At 57.0% G+C, this 16,619-nt stretch carries 19 protein-coding genes and 3 pseudogenes; 15 read left to right on the forward strand and 7 right to left on the reverse strand.

Annotated features, from left to right (window positions below):
• Positions 1-458 precede the first annotated feature (458 nt).
• From AKG12_RS26920 to AKG12_RS31440, 4 genes and pseudogenes are all read left to right on the forward strand, one after another.
• Positions 459-1,481 (forward strand): IS110 family RNA-guided transposase, encoded by a 1,023-nt coding sequence (locus tag AKG12_RS26920; protein WP_052821183.1) that lies wholly within the window; start codon positions 459-461, stop codon positions 1,479-1,481.
• Positions 1,482-1,834: 353 nt separating this feature from the next.
• A pseudogene (locus tag AKG12_RS26925) lies at positions 1,835-2,431 on the forward strand (IS110 family RNA-guided transposase); the annotation flags it as partial.
• A gap of 7 nt (positions 2,432-2,438) precedes the next feature.
• A pseudogene (locus AKG12_RS31175) lies at positions 2,439-2,720 on the forward strand (IS3 family transposase); the annotation flags it as partial.
• Positions 2,711-2,920 (forward strand): annotated as a pseudogene (locus AKG12_RS31440) (ISNCY family transposase); the annotation flags it as partial. The pseudogenes AKG12_RS31175 and AKG12_RS31440, both read left to right, overlap by 10 nt.
• 127 nt (positions 2,921-3,047) lie before the next feature.
• Here the strand turns inward: AKG12_RS31440 and AKG12_RS26935 are convergent.
• The gene (locus AKG12_RS26935; RefSeq protein ID WP_052821186.1) at positions 3,048-4,211 is read right to left on the reverse strand and encodes a polysaccharide lyase family 7 protein; all 1,164 of its coding nucleotides are present in this window, start codon (positions 4,209-4,211) and stop codon (positions 3,048-3,050) included.
• 165 nt (positions 4,212-4,376) lie between these two features.
• On the opposite strand from AKG12_RS26935, the gene AKG12_RS26940 reads away from it, so the two are divergent.
• The 10 genes from AKG12_RS26940 to arsH all read left to right on the forward strand — a co-directional run bounded on the left by AKG12_RS26940 (position 4,377) and on the right by arsH (position 10,708).
• Positions 4,377-4,961, forward strand: a complete 585-nt coding sequence (locus tag AKG12_RS26940) for a cadmium resistance transporter (protein WP_052821187.1) — start codon at positions 4,377-4,379, stop codon at positions 4,959-4,961.
• A 225-nt stretch (positions 4,962-5,186) separates the two neighbouring features.
• Positions 5,187-5,921, forward strand: coding sequence for a helix-turn-helix transcriptional regulator (locus tag AKG12_RS26945; protein ID WP_285278020.1), 735 nt, complete (start codon positions 5,187-5,189; stop codon positions 5,919-5,921).
• Between the two features lie 75 nt (positions 5,922-5,996).
• Positions 5,997-6,656: an acyl-homoserine-lactone synthase gene (locus AKG12_RS26950; protein WP_052821189.1), complete on the forward strand. Its 660-nt coding sequence runs from the start codon at positions 5,997-5,999 to the stop codon at positions 6,654-6,656.
• A gap of 241 nt (positions 6,657-6,897) precedes the next feature.
• The gene (locus AKG12_RS30860; RefSeq protein ID WP_052821209.1) at positions 6,898-7,065 is read left to right on the forward strand and encodes a hypothetical protein; all 168 of its coding nucleotides are present in this window, start codon (positions 6,898-6,900) and stop codon (positions 7,063-7,065) included.
• A gap of 120 nt (positions 7,066-7,185) precedes the next feature.
• The gene (locus AKG12_RS26960) at positions 7,186-7,539 is read left to right on the forward strand and encodes an ArsR/SmtB family transcription factor (protein WP_052821190.1); all 354 of its coding nucleotides are present in this window, start codon (positions 7,186-7,188) and stop codon (positions 7,537-7,539) included.
• Positions 7,533-7,976, forward strand: coding sequence for an arsenic resistance N-acetyltransferase ArsN2 (arsN2, locus tag AKG12_RS26965; protein ID WP_052821191.1), 444 nt, complete (start codon positions 7,533-7,535; stop codon positions 7,974-7,976). The genes AKG12_RS26960 and arsN2 overlap by 7 nt, the downstream gene beginning before the upstream one ends.
• Positions 7,977-7,991: 15 nt before the next feature.
• Positions 7,992-8,519, forward strand: a complete 528-nt coding sequence (locus AKG12_RS26970) for an arsenate reductase ArsC (RefSeq protein ID WP_052821192.1) — start codon at positions 7,992-7,994, stop codon at positions 8,517-8,519.
• Complete coding sequence (gene arsB / locus AKG12_RS26975) at positions 8,519-9,577, forward strand: ACR3 family arsenite efflux transporter (RefSeq protein WP_052821193.1); 1,059 nt, start codon at positions 8,519-8,521, stop codon at positions 9,575-9,577. Before AKG12_RS26970 ends, arsB begins: the two co-directional genes overlap by 1 nt.
• A gap of 2 nt (positions 9,578-9,579) precedes the next feature.
• Positions 9,580-10,005 carry an arsenate reductase (glutaredoxin) gene (arsC, locus tag AKG12_RS26980; protein WP_052821194.1) on the forward strand — a complete coding sequence of 142 codons (426 nt, stop codon included), beginning with the start codon at positions 9,580-9,582 and terminating at the stop codon, positions 10,003-10,005.
• Positions 9,932-10,708, forward strand: a complete 777-nt coding sequence (gene arsH / locus AKG12_RS26985) for an arsenical resistance protein ArsH (protein ID WP_082179066.1) — start codon at positions 9,932-9,934, stop codon at positions 10,706-10,708. The genes arsC and arsH overlap by 74 nt, the downstream gene beginning before the upstream one ends.
• Here the strand turns inward: arsH and arsK are convergent.
• Complete coding sequence (gene arsK, locus AKG12_RS26990; RefSeq protein ID WP_052821195.1) at positions 10,705-11,925, reverse strand: arsenite efflux MFS transporter ArsK; 1,221 nt, start codon at positions 11,923-11,925, stop codon at positions 10,705-10,707. The genes arsH and arsK overlap by 4 nt on opposite strands.
• The gene (locus AKG12_RS26995) at positions 11,909-12,268 is read right to left on the reverse strand and encodes an ArsR/SmtB family transcription factor (protein ID WP_052821196.1); all 360 of its coding nucleotides are present in this window, start codon (positions 12,266-12,268) and stop codon (positions 11,909-11,911) included. The genes arsK and AKG12_RS26995 overlap by 17 nt, the downstream gene beginning before the upstream one ends.
• Positions 12,269-12,310: 42 nt before the next feature.
• Here AKG12_RS26995 and AKG12_RS27000 point away from each other — a divergent pair, with 42 nt between their 5' ends.
• Positions 12,311-12,826, forward strand: coding sequence for a DUF6428 family protein (locus AKG12_RS27000; RefSeq protein WP_052821197.1), 516 nt, complete (start codon positions 12,311-12,313; stop codon positions 12,824-12,826).
• Positions 12,827-12,874: 48 nt separating this feature from the next.
• Here AKG12_RS27000 and AKG12_RS27005 read toward each other — a convergent pair whose 3' ends face one another.
• The 4 genes from AKG12_RS27005 to AKG12_RS30865 form a co-directional block, all read right to left on the reverse strand.
• Complete coding sequence (locus AKG12_RS27005) at positions 12,875-13,879, reverse strand: site-specific integrase (RefSeq protein ID WP_052821198.1); 1,005 nt, start codon at positions 13,877-13,879, stop codon at positions 12,875-12,877.
• Positions 13,872-14,762 carry a tyrosine-type recombinase/integrase gene (locus AKG12_RS27010; RefSeq protein ID WP_197283363.1) on the reverse strand — a complete coding sequence of 297 codons (891 nt, stop codon included), beginning with the start codon at positions 14,760-14,762 and terminating at the stop codon, positions 13,872-13,874. The genes AKG12_RS27005 and AKG12_RS27010 overlap by 8 nt, the downstream gene beginning before the upstream one ends.
• A gap of 68 nt (positions 14,763-14,830) precedes the next feature.
• Entirely contained in the window at positions 14,831-16,069 is a 1,239-nt protein-coding gene (locus AKG12_RS27015; protein ID WP_052821200.1) for a tyrosine-type recombinase/integrase, read from the reverse strand.
• A gap of 153 nt (positions 16,070-16,222) precedes the next feature.
• Positions 16,223-16,390, reverse strand: coding sequence for a hypothetical protein (locus tag AKG12_RS30865; RefSeq protein WP_052821201.1), 168 nt, complete (start codon positions 16,388-16,390; stop codon positions 16,223-16,225).
• Positions 16,391-16,619: the final 229 nt, after the last annotated feature.

Here is a 16,619-nt window from a genome sequence, read left to right on the forward strand (position 1 = left end):
AATGCTGTCCCGGATTTAGTGAAATCGCTGTCCGGGATTTAATGGAATCCCTGTCCGCGAATTACCGAAACCCGCAATTTCCCGTTCTGCCCCGCTTCTCGGTGTTCAGCCGCTATTCGGAGATAAGGCAAATCCTTATCTGCTTGTGGACTATTGAAAGAAGTTTTACGTCGCGGAATTACCTTTGGCGCCAGCACTCGCGTATTGTGAAATTGACTTCGCTAATACATCCGTTGTTGCGGATATACGGAAATAATGCATCGATAGGGCCGTTTCGGCCTTGGCGCAGGACACTCGGCTTGATCCTCCTTTGCACGTTCTGCGAGAATACACTGGCATTCCGGCGGGTGAACTTGCGTGGCTGTTGATTTCACTGATGGGTTGGATGCCCCTCCCACCGGCATCGCAGTGTGCCATGATGGTGATGCTTTACGTCACCTACAACGGAGGAGGCATCCATGGATGAAGTTAGCATTGTTGGCGTTGATCTCGCAAAGCAGGTTTTTCAAGTTCACGGTGCGGCACAGGACGGTCGGGTATTGTTTCGTAAGAAACTCTCGCGTCTTCAGTTTCCAAAATTCATGGCTGCACTGCCACCTTGCGTAGTTGCGATGGAGGCCTGCGGCACGGCCCATTATTGGGGGCGCCAGTTGTCAGGGTTCGGCCATGAAGTTCGTCTTATCCCGCCAGTCTATGTAAAGGCCTTCGTCAAACGCCAGAAGAATGATGCTGCAGATGCTGAGGCCGTCGCAGAAGCTGCGATGCGACCAACGATGAGGACCGTTGCCTTAAAAACGTCTGACCAGCAGGCGCGTGCCATGCTTTTCCGGACACGCGATCTGCTCGTTGGCCAGCGAACCCAGATGGTGAACGCTCTGCGTGGACACCTGGCTGAACATGGTATCATAGTGGGCAAAGGCCTCGACAAAGTTGATCGTCTCGGGGCCCTGATCACGTCGGAAAACCTCCCCGAGCTGGTGCAAAGCATGAGCCGACTTTACTTGGGCAAGATCGAGCAGTTGTACGTCGAAATCGATCAGATCGACCGTCTTATTGCTTCTGAAGCGCGGAAAAGCGATGTTGTTCGCAGGTTGCAGAAGATGCCTGGGATTGGCCCGATCTGCGCAATGGCAATCACGGCCTTCGCACCCTCCATGCAGGAATTCCGGTGTGGTCGCGACTTTGCTGCCTGGCTCGGCCTCGTTCCGAGGCAGCACTCGAGCGGAGGCAAACAGAAACTCGGTCGGACCTCGAAGATGGGGCAGCGAGACATCCGACGGCTATTGATCATCGGTGCGATGTCCGTCGTCCATTGGAAAGGACGCGGTGGCGGTAAACCGGGATCGTGGCTTTCGAACATGCTCGCGAGAAAGCCGCGCATGCTGGTGGCTATAGCCATGGCGAACAAAATGGCACGAACGGTCTGGGCCATGCTCGCACGCAACGAGGAATATAGAGATCCGACTGGATCAGTTTGCTGACTGCAACTGTTCTTATTCGGAGTGCCGGCGATGTGAGGAGGACATGATCCGCATGGGCAAATGATCGAACAGATCGGGATTGGGCAAACCAGTAGTTCTCAGGGAGCTTTTAGCTCGTTCCACTGATTTGGAGTCCAGTCCGCGTATCACCATACCGGCCCGCGGCATGTCATGGCCGCAATATGAGGTCTGAAACATGTACGCACCCGATCACTCGCTCCAGCGGTCAAAAAAGTCCTTGCATCGAAAGGGGCATCCAAACATGAGAACTGATGGAGTGGATGCCCCCCTCCCGGCATCGCAATGTGCCAGAGTGATGTTCGCCAGAACGTCACTTAGAGGAGAGAGCATCCATGAAGGAAGTTAGCATCGTTGGCCTGGACCTTGCAAAGCGGGTGTTTCAGGTTCATGCCGCCAGAAGCGATGGAAGTGTGGTCTTGCGCAGGAAACTGTCTCGAGGCCAAGTCGTCACCTTCTTTACGGAACTGCCCAAATGCATCGTCGCTATGGAGGCCTGCGCCACCGCGCATTACTGGGCGCGTGAGATCGGCAAACCTGGCCATGATGTTCGTTTGATCCCGCCGGCCTACGTTAAGCCCTTTGTCAAACGGCAGAAGAATGATGCGGCCGACGCAGAAGCGATCGTTGAAGCAGCGACCCGGCCGTCGATGCGGTTCGTCGTTCCAAAGACTGAATCCCAGCAGGCCTGCTCCATGCTCTTCCGAACGCGAGACCTCTTCGTCCGTCAGCGAACGCAGCTTATCAATGCCCTTCGCGCACATCTGGCCGAGCATGGCGTCATTGCACCGCAGGGAATTGCAAGCCTGGCGCTGCTGGCGGAGATTGTTGAAGATCACGACACGGGCCTCGACCTTATCGTTGTGGAGACCGCTCGATTGTATCTGGACCAGATAGGGGTGCTCTCTTCTCGGATCGCGTCGCTGGAAAAGGCGCTCAGATCCGCAGATTCTGAGTGATCGGGAAAAGACACAGTTGGTTGACGCCCTTAAAGAGACCTATCGCCTGCCAGAATTGCTCATCCAGCTGCAGCTTCCGCGAAGCTGCCACTTTTATCATCGCATGCGCATGTGTCTGGCATACAAGTATGCCGCCGTCAGGCACAGCCTTGCGGAAATCTTTGAAGCGAACCGTCGTTGTTACGGCTACCGCGGACTACAGGCGTCACTGGCCAGGAAGAGCGTGATCATCTCGGGCCATCCGTTGTCCAGATACAGGAAGGTCGCGATTTAAAGCGCAGCAAACATGGTCCGCGCCGAACTGGACAGACCAACAGTATGTTCGAGATTCCGGACGGCAGCCAGAGCAATGGGTATCAAAAACGCGGACGAAAGCCTGGGCGACGGACGGATTTCATGAACGAGCCGGAAGTCATCGCAAAAAGGCAGCAAGCGCTTGCTCGCATGGAGGCGGGCGAGTGATCGAAACTGGCGCCTGACCGTGTATGATTTGGTCTATTGCGGTTGCCTCGGGCCGACGAACAAGGCGAACCGGTCGACATCGATGCCTGATAGGCTTGAGTTTTGGCTGGTTACGATCATAAAGATTTCACCGCGCAAAAATTTTATCCACTAGGGCATTCACCTCGCCTATTTCATTCGCGCTAAACTCACGATTCAAACTCGCGCAGAGCGGACGCGCCTTTTCCCTTGCGTCGGGCAAGGCACCCGAATCCTCAAGAAGTTTCGCCGTCTTAACGGCAATGCATCCCGCATAGAGTTCGACGTTGCTGACAACTTTGCCGCTTCTGCGCTCGCTGCTGGTTCCCTCGGATTCGACGGTTTTCTGCTCTTCTTCCGATTGTTCACGATAGATGTCGTGTGTCGGTGTGCTGATTGCAGTGAACGTTGCACTTCCGCGGCCCTGTCCAACCGTTCTTGCCTTGCTTCCAGTCTTGCCAATCTGAACGTAAGAGCCAGCTTTGAAATACAAAGGTTTATCCGGCCAGAAACTACTGATTGGATTGACGCCAACATAGTCTACGCCGTTATACGACACCGTTACGCTCAACCGCTCCGAGTTCGCGTCGATCACATAAGAAAAAGTTGCACCTAACGGTATTTTCGGTTCCGTCCCATCGGCAGAAATCAGCTTGAAAACCGTTTCCTCATGGTCATCGCCTGCTTTGTCGTCGATGAAATACAGTTCTCCGCTATCGGTGTAATAAAGGCGGCACAGCTCGTCGTCCGGTCCGTGAATTTGGCCAATCACGATCCTGCTCGGCAGTTCGTCATCTGCCACCGGGAGTTCGTTGACCTTCAGCGTTGCCGACAACCGGCCACCGTCACCAACCAGCCACTCATATTCCCGCCCTTTTCCATCCATTTCCCGAAGCTCCGAGCGTGGATAGTTTGACCCCTTGGTTCTTGCGCCATCGGTCGGCGCCATGAAGGTGATCGAATTCTGCTGCACATCGAAATATGGCGGCACTGAAAACCCTGTGGGTTTCTTCAGCTCCACAGCATCGCCTTCCCCACTGCTCACACCATCCTCGTTGACGGGCAGCGTCACTTTCCATTTGCTTAAATCGATCCCGGTAGACTGACCTGACAAAATGCCTGGCAACCGCTCTTCTATCGGTTTCCTCTTTTTCGCCGGTGTGTCGCCATCAGTGGTTTTTTCCTGTGCGAGCGCAAGAGGCGGCGAAGTCATTGAGAAAACAGACGTGCAAAGGGCGAAGATCAAGAACGCGCGGGCCACAGCGAAGGGCATGGGATATCTCCAATTATCAAATAAAAAATTGGCAGTATCAAAGGTTGTCTCGACAACGAATAAATCTATAAGCAGCAATCATGCCATTGGGCCACGCTTGACGAAATTGGTCAAGCGATAGTGACGGACAAGGCTCTTGGACGAACAGGGGCATCTGAGGATTATATGCTGACTTTAATCGGCTTTGCCGTAGTTCTCTTCATAACAACCAACATCGATGACATTTTCGTGTTGTCCGGTTTCTTCGCCAATCCAGGTTTCCGTCCGCGTGAGATTATTATCGGTCAATACATCGGTATAGCGATGCTGGTTGCCGTGAGCCTTGTGGCATCGACAGTCTCGATCCTGCTTCCGTCCGCCTACGTTGGTTTACTCGGGATCCTGCCGATCATCATCGGCGTAAAGGCGCTCTACGACCTTTGGAGGGGAGACGAAGATGATGACGCGGCAACAAAGACAGGCAAACACAACAGCCTGATCGTTGCGGCCGTTACCATTGCGAATGGAGGAGACAACATCGGGGTCTATACCCCGATTTTCGCGACCAATCCTTTTTCGGCAACCATTATCATTCTGATCGTCTTCATCATTATGGTGGCCGTTTGGATCGCCCTTTCGTACTGGCTGGTCAATCACCCTTCGTTGGGGAAACCTTTGCGGCGCTTCGGTCACATTGCAACGCCTATCGTTCTCATTTTGATTGGAGCGCTTGTGATGTACGAGGCAGAAACGGTGCACCTCATTCTCTGAGGTCAAAAGGAACGCAGCTGAGGAAGCTAAAGCCTAATGGGCGTTCTACCACCCACCCCTCCCTACCCTTGCAACCCGGCCCGGTCGGGGGCTCATCAGCGGTGCCAGTCTCGCATCTCTAATCAGCTTTGATAGTTATAACATAATAATATGAGCTTAACTAGGCGCCGCTTTCTGCAGGTTGCCACACCTAATTGAATGTTCCACCAACGGAGCCCAAATAGATTGGAAATAAAGTCACGTCGCTTGTTGCAGACCTTTGAGGATATACGCGCTGCATCCGATACTGCGGCAGCAATTCGCGCATTTCAATCTGCCTATAAAATTGACTTTGTTACCTATCACCTATCCCAAACAACCGCGCATCTTGTCGATGCTCCATTTGTCCGAACCACCTACAACGATGCTTGGGTATCGCGGTATCTGCTTCGTGGATACGTGCTCGTCGATCCAATTGTCCAACATGGGTTCTCGCGGTTGTTGCCATTCGACTGGCAAGAGATCGAAGCCTCGCCAGAGGCGTCTGAGTTCCTCGCAGATGCGATGCGACATGGAGTAGGACCCAGAGGTTTCTCCATTCCGATATTAGATAAGTCTCGTCGCGCGCTTCTATCCCTGAATTCATTTGCGTTTGCGAACGAATGGTCGAACATCGTACACAAAGATCGTGCCGAATGGATTGAGTTGGCCCATCTTATTCACCAGCGGGCAGTTTTTGAAGTTTTCGGCGACGCAGAGCCGATGCCAGAACTGAGCCCGCGTGAGCTGCAATGCCTTCACTGGACTGCGCTGGGCAACGATGCGAAAGGCATTTCTGTGATTTTGGGATTGTCCGAACACACCATCGCCTCCTACTTGAAATCAGCCCGTTTTAAACTGGGTTGTCTGACGAAGGCTGCCGCCACGGCCCGTGCAATCCAACTCCGCCTTATTAATCCCTATTCCAATACCCCGAAATGAGGGTACCGATCTGAGGGAATATCAGCTCACCGGTGACATCTGCATGTTGCAACGCTTTAGACGTTGGAGACCGACATGTATCTTCTTGTTCAAGCTCACCAGTACCCGCGATATGGAGCCCTTCTCGATCAGATTTTCCGATTGAGAAAGCGCGTCTTTGCAGACCAGCTTGGCTGGAAAGTTAGTGTGTCTGGCGCTTACGAAAGGGACGTTTACGACGATCTGAACCCGGCTTACCTTATTTGGTGCGACGAAACCGCGTCTCAGCTGTACGGATCCGTTCGCTTGATGCCAACCACAGGCCCTACCCTTCTCTTTGATGTCTTTCGGGAGACATTTCCGAGCTCGTGCGACTTGGTTGCGCCATCGATCTGGGAAGGAACCCGAATGTGCATCGACGATGAAGCCTTGATGAAAAAGATGCCTGATTTGCGTCCAGACAGAGCGTTTGGCCTTCTACTATTGGCGCTTTGTGAAGTTGCGCTCGACAACGGCATAGATACGCTGATCTCGAACTACGAACCGCGTATGAAGAGGGTTTATGAACGGGCGGGCGCGAAGCCAGACGAACTGGGCAGAGCTGTCGGCTACGGTCGTTTCCCTGTTTGCTGTGGCGCTTTCGAAGTATCAGCGCAAAGCCTGACCAACATGCGACGGAAACTCGATGTTTCCCAAGAACTTTATAACAGACACCAAAACGCACGCGAAACGCGCCTGGAAAGCATGTGCGCTTGAGCCCAGTTACTGCCGCTGGTGGCAGAACATGTGAACTGCGAAATCACCTCGGAGGCGGACCAAACCCGCTTTGATTTGATGGCGTCCTGGAGCAGGTCCGGATCTACGTCGATCAACCCGCAAGGGGTCGGCTAGCAAGCTGCCGCCGCTTCGTCTTCGCCTTAGCGGTGATCGCGACCGCACCTGTTCCTTTGAGGAGCCATCAGCGGGAATTGGCCCGCTTCCGATGGAGCATCCGAAAATGGCACATGATCTTTCCCTCGCTCAGTCCCACGCCTTCCACCTTTGCAATGACCTGATGGTCCCAATCACACTCTTCAAGTCAGGTGACGAGTTCGGCGTCCTTCCGTCCGACGAACTCGATGACGAAGACGATCTGGAGATCGTGCATGAATATGAGTCGTGGTGACTTATGGTCACCTTAGACGCGATCGTCCTGCTTTGCAGGGTATCTCCCCTTCTCACCTGCGCATAATCCACCTCCGACCAAAGGCGTTGACTTTATCAATGCATCCGTTATTCTGGATATATGGAAAGCAACAACGCAATAGCGGCCCTTTCGGCCTTGGCCCAGAACACCCGCCTCGAGACGTTTCGTCTACTCGTGCGGCACGAACCAGACGGCATCCCAGCAGGCGAACTCGCGCGGCTGCTCGATGTCCCGCAGAACACGATGTCGGCACATCTCGCGACACTTTTCCGTGCTGGTTTGGTCAAGAGCGAGCGCCAAAGCCGATCAATCATCTATCGGGCCGACCTCGACGGTCTGCGCGACCTGACACTTTTTCTGCTGAAGGATTGCTGCGGCGGATCGACACAGCTCTGCGCACCCCTCATCGCGGAGCTGACGCTCTGCTGCGCTCCGGATGCGAAGCCATGTTGAGCGCGATCACATTACGCGAAGTGCCCGGTAGCAACGCCCGTCTCCGCGAAGCGCTGCAGGCCGCAGATCTTCCGACCGATGATATCGAAGATGGAGGCCGCACCTTCTTTGAAGCTGTTTCGGGTGGCGATGAGATTGTCGGCTATGCCGGCCTCGAACGGTGCAGAGGCGATTACCTGCTGCGGTCCGTTGTTGTACTTCCGGCGCATCGCGGTCTTGGGTTTGGCCGAGCGATCGTAGAGGCAACGTTGCGAGGTCTCGATGGAAGCGGCGGCATCTATCTCGCGACGACGAGTGCCGCGCCATTTTTTTCGTCCATCGGTTTCTCTGAGGTGCCGCGGGCCATTGTACCTGCGGCTGTGCTCATGACCCGCCAACTTTCTTTCATCTGCCCATCGACTGCGACCATCATGAAGCTCAACAGGTCCCCGACCTAACAACGGAACAAGACCATGACCGACAAGATCTACAACGTGCTCTTCCTGTGCACGGGCAATTCCGCACGTTCTATTCTCGGCGAATCCATCCTGAATCATGAGGGGAAAGGTCGCTTTCGAGCCTACTCCGCGGGGAGCCATCCGAAGGGCGAGGTGAACCCCCATGCGATCAAGGAGTTGGAAGCGCTCGGCTATCCGTCTACCGGTTTCTCCTCGAAGAACTGGGATGTGTTCGCGGAGCCGGGCGCGCCGCAGATGGATTTCATCTTCACGGTCTGCGACAGCGCGGCTGGCGAAGCGTGTCCAGTCTGGTTGGGGTATCCGATGACAGCGCACTGGGGTGTCGAGGATCCGGCCGCCGTCGTGGGAACGGATATCGAAGTCCAGAGAGCTTTCGCACAGGCCGCCCGTTTTCTGAAGAACCGCATTGGCGCCTTCCTAAGCCTTCCGCTGTCTTCGATCGACAAGCTTGCGCTTGAACAGAAGCTAAAGCAGATCGGCCAGATGGAAGGGTCGACCAGCAGCCAGGAAAAGAGCGCCTGATGTCCGTATTTGAACGCTATCTCACTGTCTGGGTTTTCCTCTGCATTCTCGTCGGCATCGCGCTTGGCCATCTGATGCCGAGCGTTTTCCAGACGATCGGCGCAGCCGAGATCGCCAAGGTGAACATTCCCGTCGCCGTGCTGATCTGGCTGATGGTCATCCCCATGCTTCTCAAGATCGACTTCGGCTCACTGTCGAAGGTCGGTAGCTATTGGCGCGGCATCGGCGTGACGCTGTTCATCAACTGGGCCGTCAAGCCGTTCTCGATGGCGCTGTTGGGCTGGCTGTTCGTGGGCTGGCTGTTCCGGCCATACCTGCCAGCGGACCAAATCGACTCCTACATTGCGGGCCTGATCATTCTCGCGGCGGCGCCCTGCACGGCTATGGTGTTCGTCTGGAGCAACCTGACGAAGGGCGAACCTCATTTCACCCTGTCCCAGGTCGCACTCAACGACGCTATCATGATTGTCGCCTTCGCACCGATCGTGGGTCTGCTTCTGGGTCTGTCTGCGATCACAGTGCCGTGGGACACCCTCATGATCTCAGTGGCCCTCTACATCCTGATTCCGGTCGCGATCTCCCAGGGTCTAAGGCGTGCCCTGCTGGCCGGCGGGAGCACCGCCGGGTTGGACCGGCTGTTGTCCAAGCTTCAGCCGCTGTCGCTTGTCGCATTACTGGCGACGCTGGTGTTGCTGTTTGGCTTCCAGGGCGAGCAGATCATTGCGCAGCCTACGATCATCGCACTTCTGGCAGTGCCGATCCTGATCCAGGTCTATTTCAATTCCGGCCTCGCTTACATCCTCAATCGGATTTCAGGTGAGCAGCATTGTGTGGCTGGTCCCTCGGCACTTATCGGGGCCTCTAACTTCTTCGAACTAGCAGTCGCCGCCGCCATCAGCCTCTTCGGGTTTCAGTCGGGCGCGGCACTTGCCACAGTGGTCGGTGTGCTGATCGAGGTACCGGTGATGCTTTCCGTCGTCTGGATCGTGAACCGCTCGAAGGGCTGGTACGAGGCATCGCCCGCCGTTTCCCGCAACACCATCACCGAAAGGACCTGACTATGGACGCCACCATCTATCACAATCCGGCCTGCGGGACGTCTCGCAACACGTTGGCACTGATCCGCGCAGCCGGGATCGAGCCTACTGTCATCGAATACCTTCAGAACCCGCCGTCGCGCGAGCAGCTCTTGAAGATGATTAGGGACGCCGGTCTGACTGTTCGTGACGCGATCCGCGAGAAGGGCACTCCTTATGCCGAACTCGGTCTCGACAATCCGGACCTGACCGAAGACCAGTTGCTGGACGCGATGCTCGCGACCCCGATCCTGATCAATCGACCATTTGTCGTCACGGCGCTCGGCACCAAGCTTGCCCGCCCGTCAGAGGTAGTACTCGACATCCTGCCGACCGATGCCTTCAAAGGTTCGTTCACCAAAGAAGACGGCGAACAGGTTCTGGATCAGGAAGGAAAGCGTATTGTCTGATACCTTCCCCGCACTGCACGACCAGCTTCTTCAGCCCATCGAGCCGGAATCGCTCCGGCCGATGTTCTCGACACATAAGCCCAGGATCTTGATTCTCTACGGTTCCCTGCGGGAGATTTCCTATAGCCGTCTGCTTGCCTTCGAAGTTCGTCGGCTTCTCGAACGGCTGGGATGCGAGGTTCGCGTGTTCGATCCCGCCGGGTTGCCGCTTCCGGACGAATCTCCGGTGAGCCACCCCAAGGTGCAGGAGCTCCGCGAACTGACCCAGTGGTCTGAAGGCCACATCTGGATCAGCCCGGAACGCCACGGTGCCATGACCGGGATAATGAAGTCCCAAATCGACTGGATCCCGCTCTCGGTCGGTTCCGTCCGGCCGACGCAAGGCAAGACGCTGGCGGTGATGGAAGTATCCGGTGGCAGTCAGTCCTTCAACGCCGTCAATCAATTACGCATTCTTGGCCGCTGGATGCGAATGATCACCATCCCCAACCAGTCGTCCGTCGCCAAGGCGTTTCAGGAATTCGATGCCGAAGGACGAATGAAGCCGTCGTCCTATTACGACCGCGTCGTGGACGTCTGCGAAGAGCTGGTGAAGTTCACTATCCTCACCCGCGATGTTTCGTCCTATCTCACCGATCGCTACAGCGAGCGGAAGGAAGACGCAGCCGAGCTGGAGAAGCGGGTTTCGCTGAAGTCGATCTAGTAATTCTGGACAGTTGCGGTGGCTGGTCGCCGACAGGATACTGCCACCGCAACGAATGCCGCTATGCTGACCGCGCCGAGACACGCGTTTCCAATGAGCGACAAGCTCAGGCCCAGGTTCTCCATGGCCGCCGCGAACGCGAAAGGTGCTCCGGCTCCGAGCGCCAGTCGAGCCGCCGCCATCTTGCCTGTGATCGCTCCATATCCGTCCGATCCGAATAGATAGAGCGGCAAACTCCCCTGCGCGATGCTGTTGATTCCGGAGCCAAGCCCCAGGCAGATGGCGAAGGCGACCGCACCCGGCAGCCAGTTCCCCGTCACCAGCAGGATCAGGACGCCGAAGACGATCAGCACGGCGGCAAGTACGGCAAGTCCCGGCGGCGACAGGTTCTTCCCGAAGACCATGTTGATCAGGCGGCTCAGAACCTGCGCAGGACCGAACAGTGAGCCGATAACGACGGCGGCTGCCCCCAACCCGATCGAGCCGAGCATCGGCACCATATGGGCAAGGATGGCTGCGAGCGTAAAGCCGAGGAGCGCGAAGGCAAACGAGACGATGACCATGGCGCGGCGCCTTGCATGAGGTGCGATCGCGCCGATCACCGTTTCGCGTGTCCGGATGGTCGTTTCGCCAGCATTCTGTCCGAGACTCCGGATCCAGAAGTGCAGCGGCATGCAAAGGAAGAGGTTCAGCGCCGCAAAGACGAGATAGATTTCCCGCCACGAGAGATATCCCGTAAGTGCTGACGAGATCGGCCAGAAGATTGTCGAGGCTAATCCACCAATCAGCGTAAGATAGGTAATGCTGCGGGAAGCGCTGCGGGGATCGCTTTCAACCAGAGCTGCGAATGCAGCCTGATACTGCACCATTCCCGATGACACCTCGAGCAGGATGATGGCGATGGCGAAGATTGCGACTGAGGGCGACCAGGCGCAAAGGGCAAGTGTCAATGCCGCGAGCGCTGACCCTGCCGTCATGATCGTCGCGGCACCGATCCGGTCCATCTGCTTGCCGATATAGGTGGCCGACAGACCGCCGATAAACAGGGACACGGAGAACACACCGAATACCTCTGCCAGCGATAAGCCGAGATCCTCCGCCATGCCGGGGGCGAGGATGCTGAAGCTGTAGTAGAGCGTGCCGTAACCGATGATCTGCGTCAGGCCGAGAGCCGAGACAATGCCTGCAGGGATTGTGGAACTACGCAACGACGTCATCCTTGCCGGCTGGGCTACAGCAGTCGCCGCCACGCTCGACACTCTCTCTGATCACCTGATGACCAGCGCAACAGTCCTCCATCAGGAATTTGACGAGATCGGCAAGCGCGTCGTAACTCGCGTTGTAGATGATTGAGCGGGACTCCCTTCGCTGGGAGATCAATCCTGACCGCTCCAGTTCCTTCAAATGGAAGGAGACGTTCGTCGCGGAGACGCCCATGCGTTCGGCGATCACACCTGCGGCCAATCCCTCCGGGCCCGCAATGACCAGAGCACGGACGATCGCAAGGCGGGTCTCCTGGGACAGCGCCGCGAATGACGAAAGAGCTTGACGTTCATCCATATTTCAACAATCCTTGAACTATTGGATAGAGGGATAACGCACATGAACGCGATCGACAAGACAATTTCGACAGACATCAGTCTCGCCCATCTCCTCGATGTCCTCGCCGTGGCTCCAGATGCGCCGCTGGTTTTCAGCTATGACGGCAATCCCGTCCGTGCGGGCTACCACGTCACCGAAGTCAAGGCCGGGATGTTTTCGGCGCTCGATTGCGGCGCCAACCCGGAAGCCTGGGCAGAGATCTTCGTGCAGCTCTGGGATATCGACGAAGATGAACGGACGCATATGCCGGCCGGCAAGTTTGCGGCGATCATCCGCAAAGTCTCTGACCATGTGCAGCTTGAGCCGACTGCAAAACTCACGTTCGAGATCAGCGACGGAGAGCGGCCGATGGCCCTCTACTGCGCGTCAGCACCGCGGCTCGTCGCCGGCACCTTCGAGGTGTCTCTTGTCGCTCGACCAGCAAGCTGCAAGCCACGGGATCGCTGGCTGGCGGAGGAGCAGGCCAAATCGTCCTGCTGCGGGCCAGCTAGCACGACGTCGAAGTGCTGCGCCTAGCCGCCCGGCTAGGATGCGCTCCCGGGCGTCACTCCGGGAGCAACGAGCTTAAAGCGCTTGAAGGAATGCCATCAACTTGTCGGGCGGCCGGTAGCGAACACCTGTAGGGCTGACCGGCTGAAGCCGGCTGAGCGCGTTTTCCTTCATCGCAAGGTCAGCCTCCATGTAGATATGCGTCGTGCTGATGTCCTCGTGTCCGAGCCAAAGCGCGATCACGGTCAGGTCGACGCCGGACTGCAGCAGGTGCATCGCCGTGGTGTGCCGGAAGGTATGCGGCGATATCGCCTTTGCGCGGATCGATGGAACACCTCCGCCGGCAGCGCCGACGGCGAGGTCGAGGCGCTGCCTCACACTGGAGCGGGATAGGCGCGTCCCCGAACTGTTGGGAAAGATGTAGGCATCCGGTCCACAATCATGAAGATCCTGAATCCATCGCTTCAGCGTTCGTGCGGTCTCATTCCAGAGTGGCACGCTCCGGCGCTTGCGCCCCTTCCCATGCAGGTGCACGACCGGTGCAGTCTCCAGAATGACACTACCAATCCGAAGGTCGATAGCCTCGGACACACGCGCGCCAGTATTATAGAGGAATGTAAACAGTGCCCGGTCGCGCCTGCCGGCCCATGTTTTGGGATCGGGCGCGTTGATGATCGCCTCGACCTCGGCGCGCGCCAGGTAGCCGAGAACTGCCTTGTCATGCCGCTTCTGCGGGACGGCGAGGCTGCGCTCGATCACCGCCAGCGCAGTCAGATCCTCATGCGCGGCATATTTGAGGAAGACCCGGATTGCGGACAGCCGTGCATTTCGGCTTCTGACGCTATTGGCCCGATCACGCTCGAGGTGATCCAGAAAGGCCAGGATCAGATCGGCATTGAGGTCGGGCAGGGTCAGGTTCGTCGGGGATTTCCCGATCCGCTTCTCAGCGAAGGCCAGCAGCAGTTTGAACGTGTCGCGATATGCCGCGACCGTGCATGGGCTCACCGCTCGTTGCTGGCGCAGATGATCAACGAAGAAGCGCTGCAGCAGGGTCGGAAAGGAAGGTGTGGTATCACTCATCAACGTCGCCTCCAACCATAGCTGCACCTTCGAAGCGATTGCCTGCAATTGCCATGAGCTCGGGCACGCCCTCAATATACCAGTAGGTATCGAGCAGATTGGCATGGCCGACATACGTAGACAGCATCATCATTGCCGCATCGATCTCCGTTCCACTTTCCTGCCAGAGGATAAGCCGACGGCATATGAAGCTGTGCCGAAGGTCATGGATACGCACGAAGGGATGGCCACCGCGCGGCCGGATTCCCAATCTCTGGGTGATCCGGAACCAGGCGTGCCAGGCGTTCATGTAGCTCAGCTTCTTGCTGGACAGCTCGCTCATGAAGACAGGATCGGCCGGCTTCGATGGGAATAGCGCGTTTCGTCGATCGAGGAAGATCTCGAGCGCGGCAACAGCGGTTGGATGGAGGGAGACCAGTCGCTGGCGGCCATATTTCGCTTCCCGCACCACGATCTGCGCAGCTTCGAGATCCAGATCTCGGATCTGTAGGCCGAGCGCTTCCGATATGCGCAGCCCAGTCGAGGCCAGCAGGCCGATCAGGGCAGGCATCATGAGCGTCCCGGCAGCCTGAACGCGGCGAATGTGATGCGCTTCGGCGATGATGCCCACGATTTCCTCGTTCGCGAAGATATGTGGAGCAAGCCGACGCTTCGTCCGCCCAAAAGGATTGGTCGCCGGGAAGGTGGTTTCACGATCCTCTGCCGCGAGAAAGGCCGCGAATGGCCTCAACACCTCCAGTCGTTTTGCCCAGGTGAAGGGGTCGGCAATTGTCGCTTCGGCCTTCGCCCAGCGGAGCGCGATATCGGACGAGAGCGCCCCTTCGTGTCCTCTGTCGTCGGCATATCGTGCAAAGGAGGTGATCTGCCTTGCTGAAGTTTTCATCTTGAAGCCGAGGCTTCGGCGATGTGCGAGGTAGGCCTCGGCACGAGATAGCATAGTGGCTGACCCGGTCATGCGCTCGCTCCCGGCCAAGGCAGGGCTACGGCCGCCAGCCTGTTTTGATCGACGCGGGCGTAGCCCGCAGTTGTCACCACGCTCCTATGCCGCATGATGTCCGCAACCTGCTTCAGGGGCACGGCATCGTTGACCAGTCGACTGGCAATCGTATGGCGGAAGATATGGATACGGGTGCAATCCCAGCCCAATCGGTCGTAGACCGCATAGACTGCTCGCTGTACCGAGCGCGGAGTGATCGGCTCTCCAAGGGGCGCAACATGCCGGACGAAGACCTCCCTGTGTTGCGTGGCTTGCCTTTCATGCACGATATAGTCGGCGATAGCTTCGCCTGTAGCATATGGAAGCGGCATAGGATCGGACCGGCGCGACTTGGTCGAGCGCACCCGGATCATACCTTTTTCCCAATCGATATCGTCGAGTGTCAGGCTGGTTACCTCGATCGACCGCATCCCGAGGTCTGCTAGGCACCTGATAATGGCATGAACTCTCTTCCGGGTTCGGCCGATTTCTGCAGAGACTTCCAGCAATCGCTCCAGCTCCGCCGGGCTGAAGCCCGTTTGCAGTCTGGCCGGCGTTTTCACTGCGGGTGCTGGTATGGCCTTTACTAGCCGACGGACATCGTCGCCTAAGAGTGCTCGATATCGAAGATAGCACCTGATCGAGACAGAGTAGCTACGGATGGTTGCTGGTTTCCGTCCCTGCTCGCCGAGCACGAACTGACGAATGTGCGAGTGGTTGAGGTTGGCTATATCGACACGGCCATCTTTCACACAGCCGACCAGAAGCCTCAGAACAACATTGCGATGCTTGCGGCGTGAACCCGCAGACAAGCCCCAAACTTCTTCGAGCATTTTATCGAACGCCAGGACTTCACGATCTATCGCCGCGAGGTTCATCGGCGGGATCTCGCGAAGTGCCCTCATTTTGACGGCGAGGTTCAAAGCTCGACGCATAGCCTCCACCTCCGTACGCATTTTCCAAAAGCACGAGCAGGAGCAACCATTCGCGTGAGCCGTCAGGAAGCTTTCCATGTGTTCAGTGGTGAAGCTTTCCGTGGCGACACCACGCTCGAATAGCCAATAGCCAAAGTGAAGGACGACAGCGGTATATTGGCGCTTGCGCCTAACGTCCAAATTTCGGCGCTCGCATTGGTCATGGACCATTCGAGCGAGCGGCGAAAGAATATTGTCCGGGTCTTCGGTTCGAAGACGGAGGTGGAGTGTGGTCGGCAATCGCGTTCTCCTTTTTCGCTGAGTTGCGATTGCAGGTTGCCTTCATTCGGATGCCCTACGCTGGGGATTGAAGGCTCAAAGAGCTGATTATGTGCAGTTGGAAAGCGGGGGTGCCCTGTAAAGCGGCGCGATCGAGCCTGAGATGACCATAAGTCACAACGGCTCATATTCATGCACGATCTCCAGATCGTCTTCGTCATCGAGTTCGTCGCTCGGCAGAACGCCGAACTCGTCGCCGGACCTGAACAGCGTGACTGGAACCATCAGGGTGCGGGCGAGCTGGAAGGCGTGGGTCTGCGCAAGCGAAAGATCGGTGTTCATCTGAGGCTCCATCTTTCGAGCGGGCCATTCCCGCTCGATGGCTCCCGTCAGTGTCCGGAACCGGTCGCGATCACCGCGAAGGCTTAAGCCGAAGCGGCCGCAGCTTGCTAGCGGACCCCGTCAGTGGGTTGATCGACGGAGATCCGGGGCTGGAATAGGAAGCCATCCATCAAGAGCGGGATTGGGACGCCTCAATGGACCAGCCTCCGACAAACAACGATCGTGCTGA

The sequence above is a fragment of the Agrobacterium sp. SUL3 genome (genome assembly GCF_001263295.1).
Taxonomy (GTDB): domain Bacteria; phylum Pseudomonadota; class Alphaproteobacteria; order Rhizobiales; family Rhizobiaceae; genus Agrobacterium; species Agrobacterium tomkonis.

Excerpts from the sequence above, each read along its gene's own strand:
- AKG12_RS26935 (WP_052821186.1), bottom strand. The coding sequence starts at position 4,211 with ATGCCCTTCGCTGTGGCCCGCGCGTTCTTGATCTTCGCCCTTTGCACG.
- AKG12_RS26970 (WP_052821192.1), top strand. The coding sequence starts at position 7,992 with ATGACCGACAAGATCTACAACGTGCTCTTCCTGTGCACGGGCAATTCC.
- AKG12_RS27005 (WP_052821198.1), bottom strand. The coding sequence starts at position 13,879 with ATGAGTGATACCACACCTTCCTTTCCGACCCTGCTGCAGCGCTTCTTC.
- AKG12_RS26920 (WP_052821183.1), top strand. The coding sequence starts at position 459 with ATGGATGAAGTTAGCATTGTTGGCGTTGATCTCGCAAAGCAGGTTTTT.
- AKG12_RS26960 (WP_052821190.1), top strand. The coding sequence starts at position 7,186 with ATGGAAAGCAACAACGCAATAGCGGCCCTTTCGGCCTTGGCCCAGAAC.
- AKG12_RS27010 (WP_197283363.1), bottom strand. The coding sequence starts at position 14,762 with ATGAAAACTTCAGCAAGGCAGATCACCTCCTTTGCACGATATGCCGAC.
- arsK (WP_052821195.1), bottom strand. The coding sequence starts at position 11,925 with ATGACGTCGTTGCGTAGTTCCACAATCCCTGCAGGCATTGTCTCGGCT.
- arsN2 (WP_052821191.1), top strand. The coding sequence starts at position 7,533 with ATGTTGAGCGCGATCACATTACGCGAAGTGCCCGGTAGCAACGCCCGT.
- AKG12_RS26995 (WP_052821196.1), bottom strand. The coding sequence starts at position 12,268 with ATGGATGAACGTCAAGCTCTTTCGTCATTCGCGGCGCTGTCCCAGGAG.
- arsH (WP_082179066.1), top strand. The coding sequence starts at position 9,932 with ATGCCTTCAAAGGTTCGTTCACCAAAGAAGACGGCGAACAGGTTCTGG.
- arsB (WP_052821193.1), top strand. The coding sequence starts at position 8,519 with ATGTCCGTATTTGAACGCTATCTCACTGTCTGGGTTTTCCTCTGCATT.
- AKG12_RS27000 (WP_052821197.1), top strand. The coding sequence starts at position 12,311 with ATGAACGCGATCGACAAGACAATTTCGACAGACATCAGTCTCGCCCAT.
- arsC (WP_052821194.1), top strand. The coding sequence starts at position 9,580 with ATGGACGCCACCATCTATCACAATCCGGCCTGCGGGACGTCTCGCAAC.
- AKG12_RS26950 (WP_052821189.1), top strand. The coding sequence starts at position 5,997 with ATGTATCTTCTTGTTCAAGCTCACCAGTACCCGCGATATGGAGCCCTT.
- AKG12_RS30865 (WP_052821201.1), bottom strand. The coding sequence starts at position 16,390 with ATGAACACCGATCTTTCGCTTGCGCAGACCCACGCCTTCCAGCTCGCC.
- AKG12_RS26940 (WP_052821187.1), top strand. The coding sequence starts at position 4,377 with ATGCTGACTTTAATCGGCTTTGCCGTAGTTCTCTTCATAACAACCAAC.
- AKG12_RS30860 (WP_052821209.1), top strand. The coding sequence starts at position 6,898 with ATGGCACATGATCTTTCCCTCGCTCAGTCCCACGCCTTCCACCTTTGC.